Annotated in this window: 15 protein-coding genes and 1 pseudogene; 4 read left to right on the top strand and 12 right to left on the bottom strand. The window is 61.4% G+C overall.

The window, feature by feature from the left end; all coding sequences use genetic code 11:
- The 7 genes and pseudogenes from Q0K02_RS00150 to Q0K02_RS00120 form a co-directional block, all read right to left on the bottom strand.
- Positions 1-1,323 (bottom strand): cytochrome ubiquinol oxidase subunit I, encoded by a 1,323-nt coding sequence (locus tag Q0K02_RS00150; protein ID WP_294483844.1) that lies wholly within the window; start codon positions 1,321-1,323, stop codon positions 1-3.
- Between the two features lie 119 nt (positions 1,324-1,442).
- Positions 1,443-2,651, bottom strand: coding sequence for an MBL fold metallo-hydrolase (locus tag Q0K02_RS00145; RefSeq protein ID WP_294483842.1), 1,209 nt, complete (start codon positions 2,649-2,651; stop codon positions 1,443-1,445).
- Between the two features lie 77 nt (positions 2,652-2,728).
- Positions 2,729-2,887 (bottom strand): rubredoxin, encoded by a 159-nt coding sequence (gene rd / locus Q0K02_RS00140; RefSeq protein ID WP_294483841.1) that lies wholly within the window; start codon positions 2,885-2,887, stop codon positions 2,729-2,731.
- A gap of 23 nt (positions 2,888-2,910) precedes the next feature.
- Complete coding sequence (nrdD, locus tag Q0K02_RS00135) at positions 2,911-3,096, bottom strand: anaerobic ribonucleoside-triphosphate reductase (RefSeq protein WP_294483839.1); 186 nt, start codon at positions 3,094-3,096, stop codon at positions 2,911-2,913.
- 18 nt (positions 3,097-3,114) lie between these two features.
- Complete coding sequence (locus Q0K02_RS00130) at positions 3,115-3,282, bottom strand: rubredoxin (protein WP_346666655.1); 168 nt, start codon at positions 3,280-3,282, stop codon at positions 3,115-3,117.
- A 45-nt stretch (positions 3,283-3,327) separates the two neighbouring features.
- Positions 3,328-3,477: pseudogene (rd, locus tag Q0K02_RS00125) on the bottom strand (rubredoxin); the annotation flags it as partial.
- A 6-nt stretch (positions 3,478-3,483) separates the two neighbouring features.
- A complete protein-coding gene (locus Q0K02_RS00120) occupies positions 3,484-3,870 on the bottom strand; it encodes a desulfoferrodoxin (protein WP_294483837.1) in 387 nt (128 codons plus the stop codon).
- A gap of 294 nt (positions 3,871-4,164) precedes the next feature.
- Between Q0K02_RS00120 and Q0K02_RS00115 the strand changes: the two genes are divergently transcribed.
- Together Q0K02_RS00115 and Q0K02_RS00110 are read left to right on the top strand one after the other, a co-directional pair.
- Complete coding sequence (locus tag Q0K02_RS00115; protein ID WP_294483834.1) at positions 4,165-4,767, top strand: RlmE family RNA methyltransferase; 603 nt, start codon at positions 4,165-4,167, stop codon at positions 4,765-4,767.
- 25 nt (positions 4,768-4,792) lie between these two features.
- Positions 4,793-5,536, top strand: coding sequence for a YebC/PmpR family DNA-binding transcriptional regulator (locus tag Q0K02_RS00110; protein WP_294483832.1), 744 nt, complete (start codon positions 4,793-4,795; stop codon positions 5,534-5,536).
- A gap of 567 nt (positions 5,537-6,103) precedes the next feature.
- Here Q0K02_RS00110 and Q0K02_RS00105 read toward each other — a convergent pair.
- Positions 6,104-7,480: a sodium:proton antiporter gene (locus tag Q0K02_RS00105; protein ID WP_294484497.1), complete on the bottom strand. Its 1,377-nt coding sequence runs from the start codon at positions 7,478-7,480 to the stop codon at positions 6,104-6,106.
- 199 nt (positions 7,481-7,679) lie between these two features.
- On the opposite strand from Q0K02_RS00105, the gene thiD reads away from it, so the two are divergent.
- Positions 7,680-8,486, top strand: a complete 807-nt coding sequence (gene thiD, locus Q0K02_RS00100; RefSeq protein WP_294483830.1) for a bifunctional hydroxymethylpyrimidine kinase/phosphomethylpyrimidine kinase — start codon at positions 7,680-7,682, stop codon at positions 8,484-8,486.
- Positions 8,487-8,756: 270 nt separating this feature from the next.
- Here the strand turns inward: thiD and Q0K02_RS00095 are convergent, their stop codons facing one another.
- Genes Q0K02_RS00095 through Q0K02_RS00080 form a run of 4 tightly spaced genes read right to left on the bottom strand, consistent with a single transcriptional unit; the run spans position 8,757 to position 13,945 of the window.
- Positions 8,757-9,866 (bottom strand): ABC transporter permease, encoded by a 1,110-nt coding sequence (locus Q0K02_RS00095; protein WP_294483828.1) that lies wholly within the window; start codon positions 9,864-9,866, stop codon positions 8,757-8,759.
- A 2-nt stretch (positions 9,867-9,868) separates the two neighbouring features.
- Positions 9,869-10,996 (bottom strand): ABC transporter permease, encoded by a 1,128-nt coding sequence (locus Q0K02_RS00090; protein ID WP_294483827.1) that lies wholly within the window; start codon positions 10,994-10,996, stop codon positions 9,869-9,871.
- Positions 10,993-12,951, bottom strand: a complete 1,959-nt coding sequence (locus tag Q0K02_RS00085) for an ATP-binding cassette domain-containing protein (RefSeq protein ID WP_294483825.1) — start codon at positions 12,949-12,951, stop codon at positions 10,993-10,995. Before Q0K02_RS00085 ends, Q0K02_RS00090 begins: the two co-directional genes overlap by 4 nt.
- Positions 12,941-13,945: an HlyD family efflux transporter periplasmic adaptor subunit gene (locus Q0K02_RS00080; protein WP_294483822.1), complete on the bottom strand. Its 1,005-nt coding sequence runs from the start codon at positions 13,943-13,945 to the stop codon at positions 12,941-12,943. Before Q0K02_RS00080 ends, Q0K02_RS00085 begins: the two co-directional genes overlap by 11 nt.
- Before the next feature lie 138 nt (positions 13,946-14,083).
- Between Q0K02_RS00080 and Q0K02_RS00075 the strand changes: the two genes are divergently transcribed.
- The gene (locus tag Q0K02_RS00075; RefSeq protein WP_294484495.1) at positions 14,084-14,764 is read left to right on the top strand and encodes a TetR/AcrR family transcriptional regulator; all 681 of its coding nucleotides are present in this window, start codon (positions 14,084-14,086) and stop codon (positions 14,762-14,764) included.
- The last annotated feature ends 163 nt before the right edge of the window (positions 14,765-14,927 follow it).

Below are 14,927 nucleotides of genomic sequence, written 5' to 3'. Positions count from 1 at the left end.
TTACGCCTCCTCAGCGGCTTTGACAGGTTCGGGACCCTTGCGGGAGTTGGAATACAGCAGCCAGATGTCGATGAGACCGAGCAGCGTGTAGATCACAAGGAAGGCGATGACGGAAATGAGCACGGAACTCGTGGGCACGGGGGACACGGCGTCCGAGGTGCGCATGAGATTGTACACGATCCAGGGCTGACGGCCCACTTCGGCCACGGTCCAGCCGAGCATGATGGTGATGTAGGGCAGCGGAATCATCCAGGGCAGGATTTTGGCAAGGCGCGTGTCGGCGGCCAGATCCTTGCGCCGCCACCAGGCCCAGGCGGCCACGAGAATGAACAGGCAGCCGAGGCCCACCATGATGCGGAACGACAGGAAGGTGGGCAGCACCGGCGGAATGTCTTCCTTGGCAAAGTCGCTGAGGCCCTTGACTTCGGCGTTCACGTCGTTGAAGGCGATGAAGCTCATGAGGCCGGGAATGGGCAGCGCTTCCACAAGGTTGCGGCCGTTTTCCTGATCGGGCCAGGCAATGAGGTACATGGGAGCTCTGGTCTGGGTGGTCCAGTGAGATTCCATGGCGGCCATCTTGGCGGGCTGATATTCGGCCACGTTCATGCCCTGCTGATGGCCGGCGAGGCCGACGAGCAGAGCCATGACGAGCGTGAAGGGAGCGGCCACGCGCACGGCCTTGGTGAACAGGGAGGTTTCATTCTTGCGGGCGAGATGCCATGCGGCCACGCCGAGCACGAAGAAGCCGCCGAGCATCCAGGCGGAGGAAACGGTGTGGAAATACTCGCCCCAGGCGTAGGGATTGGTGACCACGGCGAGGAAGTCGTCGAGTTCCGCGCGGCCGTTGCGGATGACGTAGCCCACGGGATGCTGCATGAAGCCGTTGGCGAGAATGATCCACAGGGCGGAAATGTTGCCGGCGATGGCGACCATCCAGATGGCGAAGCAGTGAACCTTCTTGCTCACGCGTTCCCAGCCGAAGGTCCACACGGCCACGAAGGTGGATTCGAGGAAGAAGGCCACCGTGGCTTCAATGGCCAGCAGAGAGCCGAAGATGTCGCCCACGTAGGCGGAGTAGCGGGACCAGTTGGTGCCGAACTGGAACTCAAGCGTGATGCCCGTGACCACGCCCAGAACAAAGTTGATGAGGAAGAGTTTGCCCCAGAATTTGACCATTCTCTTGTAGTCTTCGTCTCCGGTGCGCACGTACAGGGTTTCCATGATGGCGAGCAGCACGGAAAGGCCCAGGGTGAGCGGCACGAAGATGAAGTGGAAGAACACGGTCATGGCGAACTGAAGGCGGGAGAGGAGGATAAGATCCATGATTTGCTCCTTGGTGCTCGTCGGCGACGTAGGAAGGACGAGTCTCTGCCGTAATCGGCCATGTCGCCCGGACGCTTCCGCGAGAACGGAAGCGCCCGGGCGATTAAGGTTTCAGGCGGTTAGTCCCCGCACTTTTCCTTGAGGGCGCGGGCCACGGCGACGCCGAGTTCGCGGCACTTCTCAAGATCTTCCTTCTTGGGGTTGAAATAGCACTTGAGCGGTTCGCCCACGAGTTCGACCTTCATGTCGGCAAGGGCGTCGGCCATCATCTTGGGGGCTTCGCCGGACCAGCCGTAGGTGCCGAAGGTGGCGCCCACGAGGTTCTGCGGACGCAGGCCCTTCACATGGGCGAGGCAGGCCATCATGTTCACCATGGGCATGTTGTTGCGCGTGGCGGAACCGAGAATGAGAGCGCCGCTGTCGGCAAGTTCGGTCATCACGTCGCTGCAGTGGCAGGTCTGCAGGTTGATGAGCACGTAGGGCACGTTTTCCTGTTCCAGACCGTCGGCCACGGCTTCGGCCATCTTGGCGGTGCCGTTCCACATGCTTTCGTAGGCGATGACGGCGCGCTTCTTGGGCTTCTGCTGGGCAAATTCGAGGTAGGAGTCGATGACGAACTTCACGTCTTCGGGCGTGCGGTAGATGAGACCGTGATCGGGAGCGATGATGTCGAACTGCAGGCCGAGATCGGTGACGCGCTTCAGGGTCTTGAGCACCTGGGGCGAGTAGGGCAGCACGATGTTGTAGTAGTAGCGCTTCATGGATTCATGAAGCTGGTGGCGGTCGCATTCGTCGGCGAAGCGGTAGGAGCTCGCGATGTTCTGACCGAAGGCGTCGTTGCTGAAGAGCACCTTGTCTTCTTCGAGGTAGGACACCATGCTGTCGGGCCAGTGCAGCATGCGGGTTTCGAGGAAGGTGACGTTGCGCTTGCCGATGTTCAGGCGCTGGCCGTCCTTGACCACTTCGATGGGCCACCCTTCGGTATTATAAATATTGGTCATGGACTTGTAGCCCATGGCCGAGCAGAAGATCTTTTCGGGCTTGCAGAGCTTCACGATGCGGGGAAGCGCGCCGGAGTGATCCTGTTCGAGGTGGTTGCACACGATGTAGTCGATGCTCTCGGGATCCGTGATTTCGGCAATGTGCTTGGCCAGGGTTTCAAATTCGTGAGCGTTCACGGTGTCGAAGAGCACCTTCTTTTCGTCGCACACGAGATAGGCGTTGTAGGTGCTGCCCTCGGGGGAGCGGCTGTAGTGATGGAAGTTGCGGATGTCGAAATCGACGGCGCCGACCCAGTAAATATCCTTTTTCAGTTCAACAGGTCTCATGATTTCCTCGGCGGGGTAAAACAAAAAAAGCGGGAAGCCTTCCGAAGAAGGCTGCCCGCGGACAATCTTGTCAGCAATTACGCGGCTTCAAAGTCGGCCTTGGAAGCGCCGCAGACGGGGCAGACCCAGTCTTCGGGGATGTCTTCAAAGGCGGTGCCGGGAGCGATGCCGGAATCGGGATCGCCCTTGGCGGGATCGTATTCGTAACCGCAGACGTTGCAGATGTACTTTTCCATCGGTGTGTCTCCTTGAGAGCGGCTCAGCGCCAGTTTTCCATGTTGCAGTGTTTGACCCTGTCGTGTTCTTCCGCGCGCTTGCCGTCGTTGAAGCGGTCGAGCGTGCCGACCAGATAGCCGGTGATGCGGCGTATGCGTTCAAACCTGACGCCGGCGCCGAGCATGGTCTGCTCCGCGCAGGCGCTCGCGGAAGTTTTGCAGTGAACCATAATGCTTCTCTTTGCCCGCTAGGCGAGCTTTTTGAACATTTTCTTGCTTGCGCCGCAGACGGGGCAGTGCCAGTCGTCGGGCAGGTCTTCAAACGGGGTTCCGGCGGGAATCTTGCCCTTGCGGTCGCCCTTTTCGGGGCGGTAGATGTAGCCGCAGTTGCCTACCTGGCACTGCCACATGGACATGTCCTTCTCGCCCTTTTCGGCCTTGGGCTCTTCGCCTTCCACGGCCTCGAAATCGGCCTTGGAGGCGCCGCAGACGGGGCAGACCCAGTCTTCGGGGATGTCTTCAAAGGCGGTGCCGGGAGCGATGCCGGAATCGGGATCGCCCTTGGCGGGATCGTATTCGTAGCCGCAGACGTTGCAGATGTACTTCTTCATGGTCGATCAGCCCTGATATTCGGCCTTCCACAGGCCGTGCTTGTTGCAGAATTCGCGGGCGGTGACCTTGTCGGCCTTCACGCAGAATTCGGCTTCAGGGGCGTCGCCGGGGTTCAGGAAGGCGATGTGGGAAACGCCGTCGGCCAGAAGTTCGATCCATTCGATGTAGTGGTCTTCGGCCATGGGGTGCGCGGCGGAACCGACCTTCACCTTGTAGCCGTTTTCGGTCTTTTCAATGACGGGAACGTGCTTTTCGCTGGCGCCGTCGGTGGAACCTTCACGCAGAAGCTTCATGGGTTCGCCGCAGCAGATGAGGGGAGCAGCGCCGCCATGCAGCACTTCAACAATATTTCCACAATGTTTGCACTGATATACTTCATATCTTGCAGGCATGACTCATTCTCCTGGTAGAAGATGGTTGGCTTGCGCGAAATGTTTTTCGCGGCAGCAAATAAACAATAATTATTCTCGATAAGAAGTCAAGTCCAAATTTTGCGCGCGGCCCGGGCGGGGCGGAGCGCCGGCCGTTTCCATGGGGCGGAAAGCCGTCTTTGCCTTGCCGGGAAAAGGCCCGTCAAGACACTGGAAAAGGGAAAAGGTTTGTGATACAAGATTTCCCGCAAAAAATTTCCGCCCGGAATTTACTTGGCGACCGCCAGGAAATACGGTACACAGTCCCGAGCAGCCATGAAAGTATATCGCGATTATTATTTTCTTAAGGCCAAAGAGGAACATTACCCTGCCCGCTCCGTTTACAAGCTCAAGGAGATGGACAGGGCTTTCCGCCTTTTCAGGCCCGGCATGAAGGTGCTCGATCTCGGCGCGGCTCCCGGGTCGTGGTCTCTGTACGCCGCGGAGCGCGTAGGTCAGAAAGGTCTCGTGCTTTCCTGCGATCTGCAGAGCACCGATACGACCTTTCCCCCGAACGTGACCTTCCTGCAGGAAAACGTTTTTGAACGCACGCCCGAGTTCGAGGCTCTTCTCGAAGAAAAGGGGCCGTTCGACATGGTCATCAGCGATATGGCCCCGCGCACGACGGGAACGAAGTTCACCGATCAGGCCCGTTCTCTGGAGCTGTGTCTGGAAGCCGTGGAGGTGGCCGACCGCTATCTGAAGCCGGGCGGCGGCTTCATCGCCAAGATATTCATGGGGCCGGATTTTCAGGAGCTGGCAAAGGCGCTCCGCGCGCGCTTTGCCACGGTAAAAACATTCAAACCCAAGAGCTCCCGCGCCGAAAGCAAGGAAATTTTTGAAGTCGGCATGGGGTTCAAGGGCCCTGTTCAGGGATAAACATTTTTCTGTTTCGGAGGCTTACATGTCGGGACATAACAAATGGGCAAACATCAGACTTCGCAAGGGTGCTCAGGACGCCAAGCGAGGCAAGGCGTTCACCAAGGCCGCCAAGGAAATCATCATCGCCGCCAAGAGCGGTGGGGACCCTGCCGGCAATGCCCGTCTGCGTTCCGCCATCGCCGCCGCCAAGGCCGTGAACCTGCCCAAGGACAAGATTGAAGCCGCCATCCGCAAGGGCACCGGTCAGGACGCGGGCGGCGACATCACCGAAATCATGTACGAAGGCTACGGCGCGGGCGGCGTGGCCATCATTGTGGAAACCGCCACCGACAACAAGAACCGCACCGTGGCCGAAGTGCGTCACGTGTTCACGAAGTACGGCGGAGCCATGGGCGAAAGCGGTTCCGTGGCGTTCCAGTTCGATCACCTGGGCGTGATCACCCTGGACAAGGAAAAGTATCCGGACGAAGAGACCGTGATGAACATGGTGCTCGAAGCCGGCGCCGACGACGTGCAGGACAACGACGACACCTGGGAAGTGCGCACTTCCATGGCCGACTTCAACACCGTGCGTGAAGCTCTCGAAGGCCAGGGCGTGGAAATGATGGAAGCTCAGCTTGCCATGGTTCCCCGCATGCTGGTTCCCGTTGACGCCGACACCGCGCAGAAGCTCATGCGCATCACCGACGCGCTGGAAGAACTCGACGACGTGCAGAACGTGTACACCAACGCCGACTTCCCCGAAGACTTCGATCCCGAAGCGTAAGGCGCGCATCTGCGAGTTTTGGGCGTGAGCCCGGGCCCTCTTTCCTTTTCGGAAAGGGGGCTTTTTTTTGCGCCGCCTGCGGGAGGGGAGTCCGAGGGGAGAGGCGTGGGCAGCCGGAGTCGGCGGGCGTGGCAGGGCCGGATGCTGAACGCGTTTCGGAGACAGGGGGTGCGAGGCATGAGGGGGCGGCGATTGAGAGCTTTCTTGAGGCATGCGGGGAGGGCATGATGAGCGGAGAAAGAGAGCGGAGAAAGAGAGCGGAGGCCGAGGGCGTCGAGGCGGAGAGAGCTTTGGCGGTCGGAGGAGCGTTCGCGTCGGCAGGGGGCGGGCGTTGGCTCGGAAAGGGGGGTGTGTCGGAAACGCCGTCGCACGTGACGAAAGGCGTCATCCGGATCCTCGGGGCGGGCGTCCTGCCGGCAGTGCGACGGGTACTCGAGGAACAGTGCGTTCGACGCTGCGGCGGCATTTTGTGGGCAAAAAATCGTCACTTCAAGGGGTGGACTGGGTAAAAGAAAAGGGGCCGCGCCCGGAATGGACGCGGCCCCTTTGACGAAGTTCAGATGAAGATTACATGAAGAACAGGAAGGTGATGAGGGCGAAGAGCGGGCAGAGAATGCCGACGGACCAGGCCATGTAGCCGAAGAAGCTGGGCATCTTGACGCCCTGTTCTTCGGAGATGGCCTTCACCATGAAGTTCGGCGCGTTGCCGATGTAGGTGTTGGCGCCCATGAACACCGCGCCTGCGGAAATGGCGGCCAGCACTTCGCCGTCGGCCATGAGCTGCGCGGCGTTGCCGCCTGCGGTGTTGAAGAACACGAGGTAGGTGGGAGCGTTGTCCAGGAAGGAGGACAGCAGACCGGTCATCCAGAAGAACATGGAGGTCACGTGATGGCCTTCGGCGTCGGTGGTGAGGTTCACCACGGCGGCGAGAGCGCCGTCGGAGCCGGCCTTCAGGATGGCGATGGCGGGAATCATGCTGAGGAAGATGCCGATGAACAGCTTGGCGACTTCTTCAATGGGGGCCCAGGTGAAGTTGTTGCGGGTGCGGCAGCCCATGTCGGTAGCCTTCCAGGAAGCCACGGCGATCACGATGTACATGATGTCGCGCACGACGTTCTGCAGTTCCATGGGAACGCCGAAGATGTGGAAGGTGGGACCGCTCCACTGACCGGAGATGAGGGTGTTGGCCACGATGCAGGCGAGGAACACGAAGTTGATGCAGCCTTCAAAGCCGAGCTTTTCCTTGGAGCCGGCGGCGTCGGCGGGAACGGGGCTGCCTTCCTTCTTGAAGAGCACGGTGTCGATGACGAAGTAGAGGGCGAGCAGGATGACGGAGATCAGCAGCGTCTTCACAAAGAGATGCACGGTGGTCCAGAAGAAGCTCACGCCCTTGAGGAAGCCGAGGAACAGCGGCGGATCGCCCAGAGGCGTGAGGGAGCCGCCGATGTTGGCCACGAGGAAGATGAAGAACACGACCTGATGCACGCGGTACTTGCGGTGGGCGTTGGCGCGCAGCAGCGGACGGATGAGGAGCATGGCGGCGCCGGTGGTGCCCATCCAGCTGGCGAGGATGGTGCCCACGGCCAGGATGGCGGTGTTCACGATGGGAGTGCCCACGAGGGTGCCCTTGAGGCGGATGCCGCCGGCCACGGTGAAGAGGGCGAGCAGCAGCAGAATGAAGGGCACGTACTCAAGCAGGATGCTTTCGGCGGCGATGAAGAAGGCGTTGCCGAAGCCGAAGACGAGCGCGCAGGGAACGAGGAAGGCCAGTCCCCAGAAGAGGGCCACCTTGCCGAAATGATGCTCCCAGAAATGAGGAACCACCAGGGGGCAGATGGCTATGGAAAGCAGCATGCAGACAAAGGGCACAACCCAGATGATGGAAAGATCATTGGGCAGCTGGAAATGACCTTCGGCGAGGCATATGCTCGGCACAAGCAGCATCGCCAGAAGGAGGGCCGAAATGAATTTGAAACGGTGCATCCACGGACTCCTTTCGGGAAAAAATAGAATTAGGTTTTCTTGTACCTAAAAAAACGCGTTCCATCAAGAACTTTAGGGGTTCAGCGGCGGGAGAAACTTGACGGTGCAAGGCTTTTGTGTGCATCTCAGGAAGAAAAGTGCAGGGAAAAAGGAGCGTTTCATGCAGAAGATACCGAATGTTCTGACCATTGCCGGGTCCGATTCCGGCGGCGGAGCCGGCATACAGGCCGATCTGAAGACCATGACCATGATGCGGACGTTCGGCATGAGCGTGATTACGGCGCTCACCGCGCAGAACGGCCTTGGGGTGACGGGCATTCATGCGCCGGAACCCGAGTTTGTGGCGCTTCAGCTCAACACCGTGCTGGAAGGCTTTCCCGTAAACGCGGCCAAGACGGGCATGATGTTCAATTCCGGCATCATCAACGCGGTGGCCGACATTCTGGACGCGCAGACCTTTCCGCTGGTGGTGGATCCCGTGTGCGTAAGTACGAGCGGTCACAAGCTTATGGAAGATGAGGGCATAGCCACGCTGCGCGAGCGGCTCATGCCGCGCGCGGATCTTTTTACGCCCAACCGTCCGGAGGCCGAACTTTTTTCCGGCATGACGATCAAAACCGAGGACGACATCATCGAGGCGGGCGAACGACTTTTGAAGAGCGGCGCACGGGCCGTGCTCATGAAGGGCGGTCACTGCGAGGGCAATCCAGTTTTTGTGACCGACTGGCTGCTGGAAAAGGGATGCGAGCCTGTGGCCCTTCGTCAGCCGCATGTGGACACGCAGAACAGTCACGGCACGGGCTGCACGCTTTCCGCGGGCATTGCCGCGCAGATTGCGCTCGGCATGCCGCTGCGCGTGGCGGTCACCAGGGCGCAGGAGTTTCTCAATCTGGCGCTTCGTCACAGCTTTGCGCCGGGCAAGGGGCACGGCCCCTGCAATCACATGGCCGCTCTCATGCAGCGCTGATCTGCGGCCGCAGGCTCGGTCCTGATGTTGCGCCGGGAAGCGCGGAAGCGCCGGTCTTTTCGGGAAAACGTTCACGATTCGGCCGTCACTTTCAGGGGCGCACGAACCGGATATCGGAAGGAAAGAGCCGTTCGGGCTTGTTGAGCGGATTATGCACGTGTGGAGTTGCACACGATTGTTGAGCGCGGTCGTTTCGGCCGCGCTTTTTCATGCGCCGGGCGCTTTGGCGAGTGGTCGTTTTTTCCGCCTCAGCGTTGCGGACGCAGTGCCTCAGCTCAGCCGGTTTCGGAACAGCCAGCCCGCGAGCGGAAGCGTGACGGCGGCCACGGCCAGCATGGGCACGAAGTTTTGCGCAACGTCGGCCAGCGTGGAGCCTTCGAGATAGATGCTGCGCACGCACACGAGAGCGAAGCGCAGCGGATTGGCATAGGTGGCGACTTGCAGGGCTTCGGGCATGGCGCTCACGGGGGTGGCCAGACCGGAGAGCAGAATCATGGGCAGGAGCGTGACGAAGCAGTACACGAGCGCCTGCTGCATGCTCAGGGAAATGGCGGACACGCACAGGCCGAGTCCGGCGCAGCTCAGGGTGAACACGCCGAGGGCGATGAAGAGATCGACGTAGCTTCCCGCAAAGGGAATGTGAAACCAGAGCACGCAGATCACGAGAATGAACGCGGCCTGGGCGAGTCCCACCACGATGGGCGGAATGGCCTTGCCGATGAGGATTTCCCACGGCGAAAGCGGCGTGACCAGCATTTGATCGAAGGTTCCCTGTTCCCGTTCTCTGGCCACGGAAAGGGCGGCGAGCAGCATGATCTGAATGATGCTCAGCGAGGCCAGCATGCCGGGCATGATGTTCCAGCGCGTTTCGAGCTGCGGATTGAACCACGCTCGCATGACGATGGACACGGGAGATTTGATGCCGCGCGCGGCGTTCCAGCCTTCCACAATCTGGGCAAGGTAGCCCTGCGCGATGGAGGCCGTGGTGGAATTGCGGCCGTCGAGAATGACCTGAATGTCGGCACTCTGGCCGGAGAGAAGCTTGTCGGCAAAGTCGCTGCCTATCTGCACGGCGAGCAGCGCCTTGCCGTCGTAGATCCATGTTTCGGCCTCGGCCGTGCTGTCGAGCGTGGCCTGACGGGAGAATTTTTCCGAACCGTCGAGGCGGGCGATGAGGTCGCGGGAGAGGGTGGAGCGGCTCTGATCGCACACGACGTAGGGCACGAAGTTGAGGTCGTAGGTGGCCGCGTAGCCGAAGATGAACGACTGGATGACCACGGGCACGATGAGCACCAGCCGGTTGGCCGGATCCTTGAGAATGATGAGCAGCTCTTTGATGCAGAGACTGCGGAGTCTTCGGAGCAGGAGAAGAAAGCGCATGGCTAGTCCAGATTTTTTCGGGTGAAGCGCACGGCGACTCCCATGAAGAGCACGGCGTAGAAGAGCAGGGCCGCACAGTCGCGCAGAAGAATGGAGGCGTTGTTTCCGGCGAGAAACAGGGTTTTCAGAATTTCCATGTAGTAGGTTGCGGGCAGAATGTTGCCCACCACGCGGGCCACGAGGGGCACGCTGCGCAGATCGAAGAGAAAGCCCGAAAGAATGATGGCGGGCAGGAAGCTCACCACGAGCGCAATCTGACAGGAAAGAAACTGACTGCGCGTCACGGAGGAGATGGCCAGTCCCATGCCGAGCGCCACGATGAGATACAGCGAGGAGCAGAGCAGAAACAGGATCATGCTTCCGCGCATGGGCACGGAAAACAGCCAGCGCGCGGCCGCAAGGCAGAGCAGAAGTCCGGCCATGCCGAGCAGAAAGTAGGGAATGATCTTGGAGAGCAGAATTTCCGCGCGGCCCACGGGCGAGACGAACAGGGCTTCCAGCGTGCCGCGTTCCCACTCTCTGGCCATGATGAGCGCCGTGAGAAACGCGCCCACCAGCGTCATGATGATGACGATGAGCCCCGGCACCAGATACCAGGTGCTGTCGGCGGCCTCGTTGAACCACATGCGGCTCTGCACCGAGGCGACGCCCGCTCCCTGCGGGGCGCTTTTTCCCTGCCGGTCGAGATTCATCTGCGTGCGCAGGGAGAGCAGCGCGGAGACGTACTGACCGATGAGCGTGGCCGTGGTGGAATCCACGCCGTGCAGAATGAGCTGCACCTCGGCGTCCCCCCGGGCGAAGCGGCTGTCGAAGTCGCTGCCGGTGCGTATGATGGCGTCCACCTCGCGTTTTTTGAGCATGACTTCGGCCTCGTGCATGGAGGCGGCGTAGCGGGGCGAAAAATAGGCCGATCCGTTGAGTCCGGCGAGCACGTCGCGCGCAAGCGGCGTGGATTTTTCCATGACCACGGCCACGGGCGCATTCTTCACGTCCAGGGAAAGGCCGTAGCCGAAAATCAGAATCAGGATGATGGGCAGCGCGATGCCTATCATGATGCTGCTCGGATCTCTGGATATCTGCCTGATTTCCTTGATGGTGAGCGCTTTCAGGCGGCGGAGGAATCCGTTCATGCGCCCTCCTTTGCGGCGCGTTCGGCCCGCGAGCGCTCCACGATGTGAATGAAGGCTTCTTCCATGGTGGGGGCGTTGCCGCCCTGGGCGCGCACTTCGTCCGGCGTGCCGAGGGCGAGCACCCGTCCGGCGTCCTGAATGAGCATGCGGTCGCAGTATTCGGCTTCCTCCATGAAATGCGTGGTGATGATGATGGTGGTGCCTTCGTCCGACAGCGTGGTGATGCGCCGCCAGAACACGCGGCGGGCCAGCGGATCAATGCCGCTCGTCGGTTCGTCGAGAAAGAGGATTTCCGGCTTGTGCAGCATGCCCACGGCCATGGAAAGACGCTGCTTGAAGCCGCCCGGCATGGCGCCGCTCAAATCGTGTTCGTGCCCGGCAAGGTCGAATTCTTCCAGCACTTCGCGGATGCGCCTGCGCAGGGCAAAGGGGCCGAGCCCGTACACGCCGCCGAAGAAACGCAGGTTTTCCAGCACGGAAAGATTGCCGTACAGGGAAAATTTCTGGGAAACGTAGCCCACGCGGGTGCGGGCGTGCGCGGCGGCCTTGCGCAGGTTTTCTCCGGCCACGCGCAGATAGCCGCTGGTGGCGGGCAGCAGACCGCAGAGCATGCGGAAGGTGGTGGTTTTGCCCGCGCCGTTGGGCCCGAGCAGGCCGAACACCTCGCCGCGTCGCACCGAAAAGGACGTGCTGGCCACGGCGGTGAAGTCGCCGAATTTGCGCACCAGGTCGCGCACTTCAATGACGGGTTCGTCGTCGCTTGCCGGATTGTCCGGCGAGGCGTCGCTGTTGGGAGAAACCGTTGCCCCGGAGGAGCGCGACGTTGCCTCGGCTTCCGGTCGGCCTGCTCCGGCATCCGGTTCAGGTGTTCCGGAATCCGTGCCGGGGGCTCCGGCTTCGGTCTCGAGCAAGCCGACGGCAGCGTCGGAAGAGGAGTCGGGCGCAGGATTGTCCCTGTGCCGGAGCAGAAACATGAAGCTGTCTTCGAGGCGGGGTGCAACGGGTCGGCAGTCTTCGGGGCGAAGGCGAAGCACGCCTTCGGAAGGCGCAAGCAGCGCTTCCGGAATGCCGTTTTTGCCGCATTCGGGCGCGAGCACGAAGCGCACGCGGCTGCCTTCGGGCACGGCGTCCATGACGAGCGAGGGCTGATCGAGCAGCCAGGCCTGCAGTCGGCGCGCCTTCACGCCGTGCGGAACGTCGGAGGAGAAGCAGAACCCGGCGGTCAGTCGGCGCAGTTCTTCCGGCGTGCCCTGGGCCAGCAGCCGGCCTTCGTGCAGCACCACCACGTGATCGCAGCGCTCGGCCTCGTCCATGTAGGCCGTGCTCACGATGACGGAGAGCCTCTCCTCCTTCACCATGCCGGCAATGATGGCCCACAGCTCCCGCCGGGAAAGCGGATCCACGCCCACGGAAGGTTCGTCGAGCAGCAGCAGCTCCGGCGAGCGCACCAGCGTGCAGGCCAGGGCGAGCTTCTGTTTCATGCCGCCGGAGAGCTTGCCCGCGGGGCGCGCCGTGAATCGGGCAAGATCGGTCATGTCCAGCAGGCGGCAAAAGCGCGTTTTCCGCGCCTCGGCGGACACGCCGTGCAGGTCGGCGTAGAGGTTCAGGTTTTCCATCACGCTCAGGTCTTCGTACAGACCGAACTTCTGCGGCATGTAGCTGATGCGGCTCTGAATGTCCGCACTCTGCCTTGCGGCGTCGCGGCCGAGCACGGAGAGCGTGCCGCTCGAAGGCGCAAGCAGGCCGCATATCATGCGCAGAAAGGTGGTCTTGCCTGCGCCGTCCGGCCCCACGAAGGCCGTCATGGCTCCGGCGGGCACGTCCAGATCAAGCGAGGCAAGCGCGGTGACGGTCGCGTTCTTTCCCGCAAACGTCTTGCCGAGCGCGCGGGCGCTGACCACGATGCCGCCGCCGGGCGTGCGCGGATAAAGGCGTGTTCCGTCGTCAGTCGTCATGGCGGACTCCCGCCGCATCTTCATGAACGACAACGCTCACGGGCATGCCGAGACGCAGGCGGTCGTCGGCATCGTCGGCCACGATGCGCACTTCGTAGAGCAGCGAGGTGCGCAGGTCTTCGGTCTGCACGCTTTTCGGCGTGAATTCCGCCGTGGGCGAAATGTAGCCCACCCGGCCGGGCACGGCTTCGGGGAAGGAATCGGTGAGAATGTCGGCCTTCATGCCCTGACGAATGCGCCCGAGCTGCGGCTCCGTCACGTAGGCGCGCACCCACTTGGGCGAGGTGAGGGAAAGCAGAAACACGGGCGTGGCCGAAGAGGCCATGTCGCCGGGTTCCAGCAGGCGGGAGCTGACCACCGCATCCGTGGGCGAGAAGAGCTCGCCGAGTTCAATGTTGTGCTGCATGACGGCGAGCGCCGCTCTGGCGGAGGAAAGCTGCGCCGCCGCCATGGCGATGTCTTCGTCGCGATAGCCCTCGCGCAGAAGCGCGAGCGTGTGGGCCGCCTCGTCGCGCTGCCCCTGCGCCACGCGAAGCGAGGTCTGGGCGTTTTCCCGCTCCTGCGCGCTCACGGAATTGCCGCGGCGCAGGCTGGCCATGCGCGCGTCGTTGCGCTTCGCCTGTTCAAGAGAGGCCTCGGCCGTGCGCAGCGCGGCTTCCGCCCGGGCGATTTCCTCCGGCCGGTTGCCGTTCTTCATCTTGAGCAGGTTCTGTTCCTGAGCCGCAATGTCCGCGCGCAGCTTGTCCGCTTCGAGCCTGAGCCCGGTGACGTCCACCCGGGCGAGCAGCTGACCGCGCGTCACGCGGTCGCCTTCCTCGGCAAAAAGTTCCGTGACGCGTCCGCCCTGTTCAAAGGCCAGCGACACCTGCCGGATGTCCACATTGCCGTAGAGCTTCAGCGTGTCCGGCGATTCGTCGGAGGGCAAAAAACGCCAGAACAGCCAGCCGCCGACAAGGAGCGCCATCGCGGCAAGAATGAGGATAATCTTTTTCATTTCAGCCCTCTTTTATGCTCAGGGCAGGAAAGGTTTTCTCTTTTTTCAGGGTAGAAACCTTGCGTGAAAAAGTCAAATATAAAGTTCAATTTCATGTTTGAATTTGACGTTTGAAATATTTTGCCGTACCGTTTTTTCATGGAACATGAGCAGGCATACGCATACGTTCCGCGCAGGCGGAGCGCGCCGCGCAGAGACGGCCTTTCCACCCGGGGGGGGGTGCTTGAGGCTGCGGGGCGCGTGTTTGCCGAGCTCGGCTACGCCAGGGCGACCACCCGGGAGATCTGCCAAAGGGCCGGGGTGAACGGCGCGGCGGTCAATTACTATTTCGGCGGCAAGGAAGCGCTGTACGAAGAGGTGCTGGTGGAAGCACATCGGCAGCTCGTCAGTCTGGAGGAGCTCAACGCCGTCATGGATTCCGGCGCCGATTCGGAAGCCAAGCTGCGCGCCTTTCTTGAACTTTTTGTGCGTGCCGCGCTGAAGGCCCCGGAGCTTTGGGGGCTTCCCGTGCTTTTGCGCGAGGTGGCTTCGCCGTCGTCGCATCTGCCTGCGCCGCTGGTGGAGAGCGTGCTGCCCAAGTTGAGCGTGGTGCGCAGCCTCGTGTGCGAGATTACGGGCTTTGAGCCCGGTTCGGAACAGGCTGCGCACGCTTCGGCCATGCTGCTTTTTCCGTGCATGTTTCTTGTGCTTTTTCCCGAAAAAGTACAGTCGATTTTGCTGCCGCAATTCATGGAGAAACCGGAGAGCGTGGTGGAGAGCATGACCTGCTACGCGCTTGGCGGACTGAACGCGCTCAAGGAACAGCGTCGGAACGACTGACGTGCCGCGGCAAAGGGCCGCGACGTGTTTTTGATTCACTCCGGGAATGTTTCGACGTTCGGCGCGGCGTTTTATCGTGGCGAAAGAATGTTCTTGCGGATGGAGAGTCCGCAGCGCGGATGTTTAAAAGAAAGGCCGACGGACAGGGGGGAATGTCCGTCGG

It is taken from the genome of uncultured Mailhella sp. (genome assembly GCF_944324995.1).
GTDB lineage: Bacteria > Desulfobacterota > Desulfovibrionia > Desulfovibrionales > Desulfovibrionaceae > Mailhella.
The sequence above is the reverse complement of the archived record's forward strand: the minus strand, read 5'-3'. Positions and strand labels throughout refer to the sequence as shown.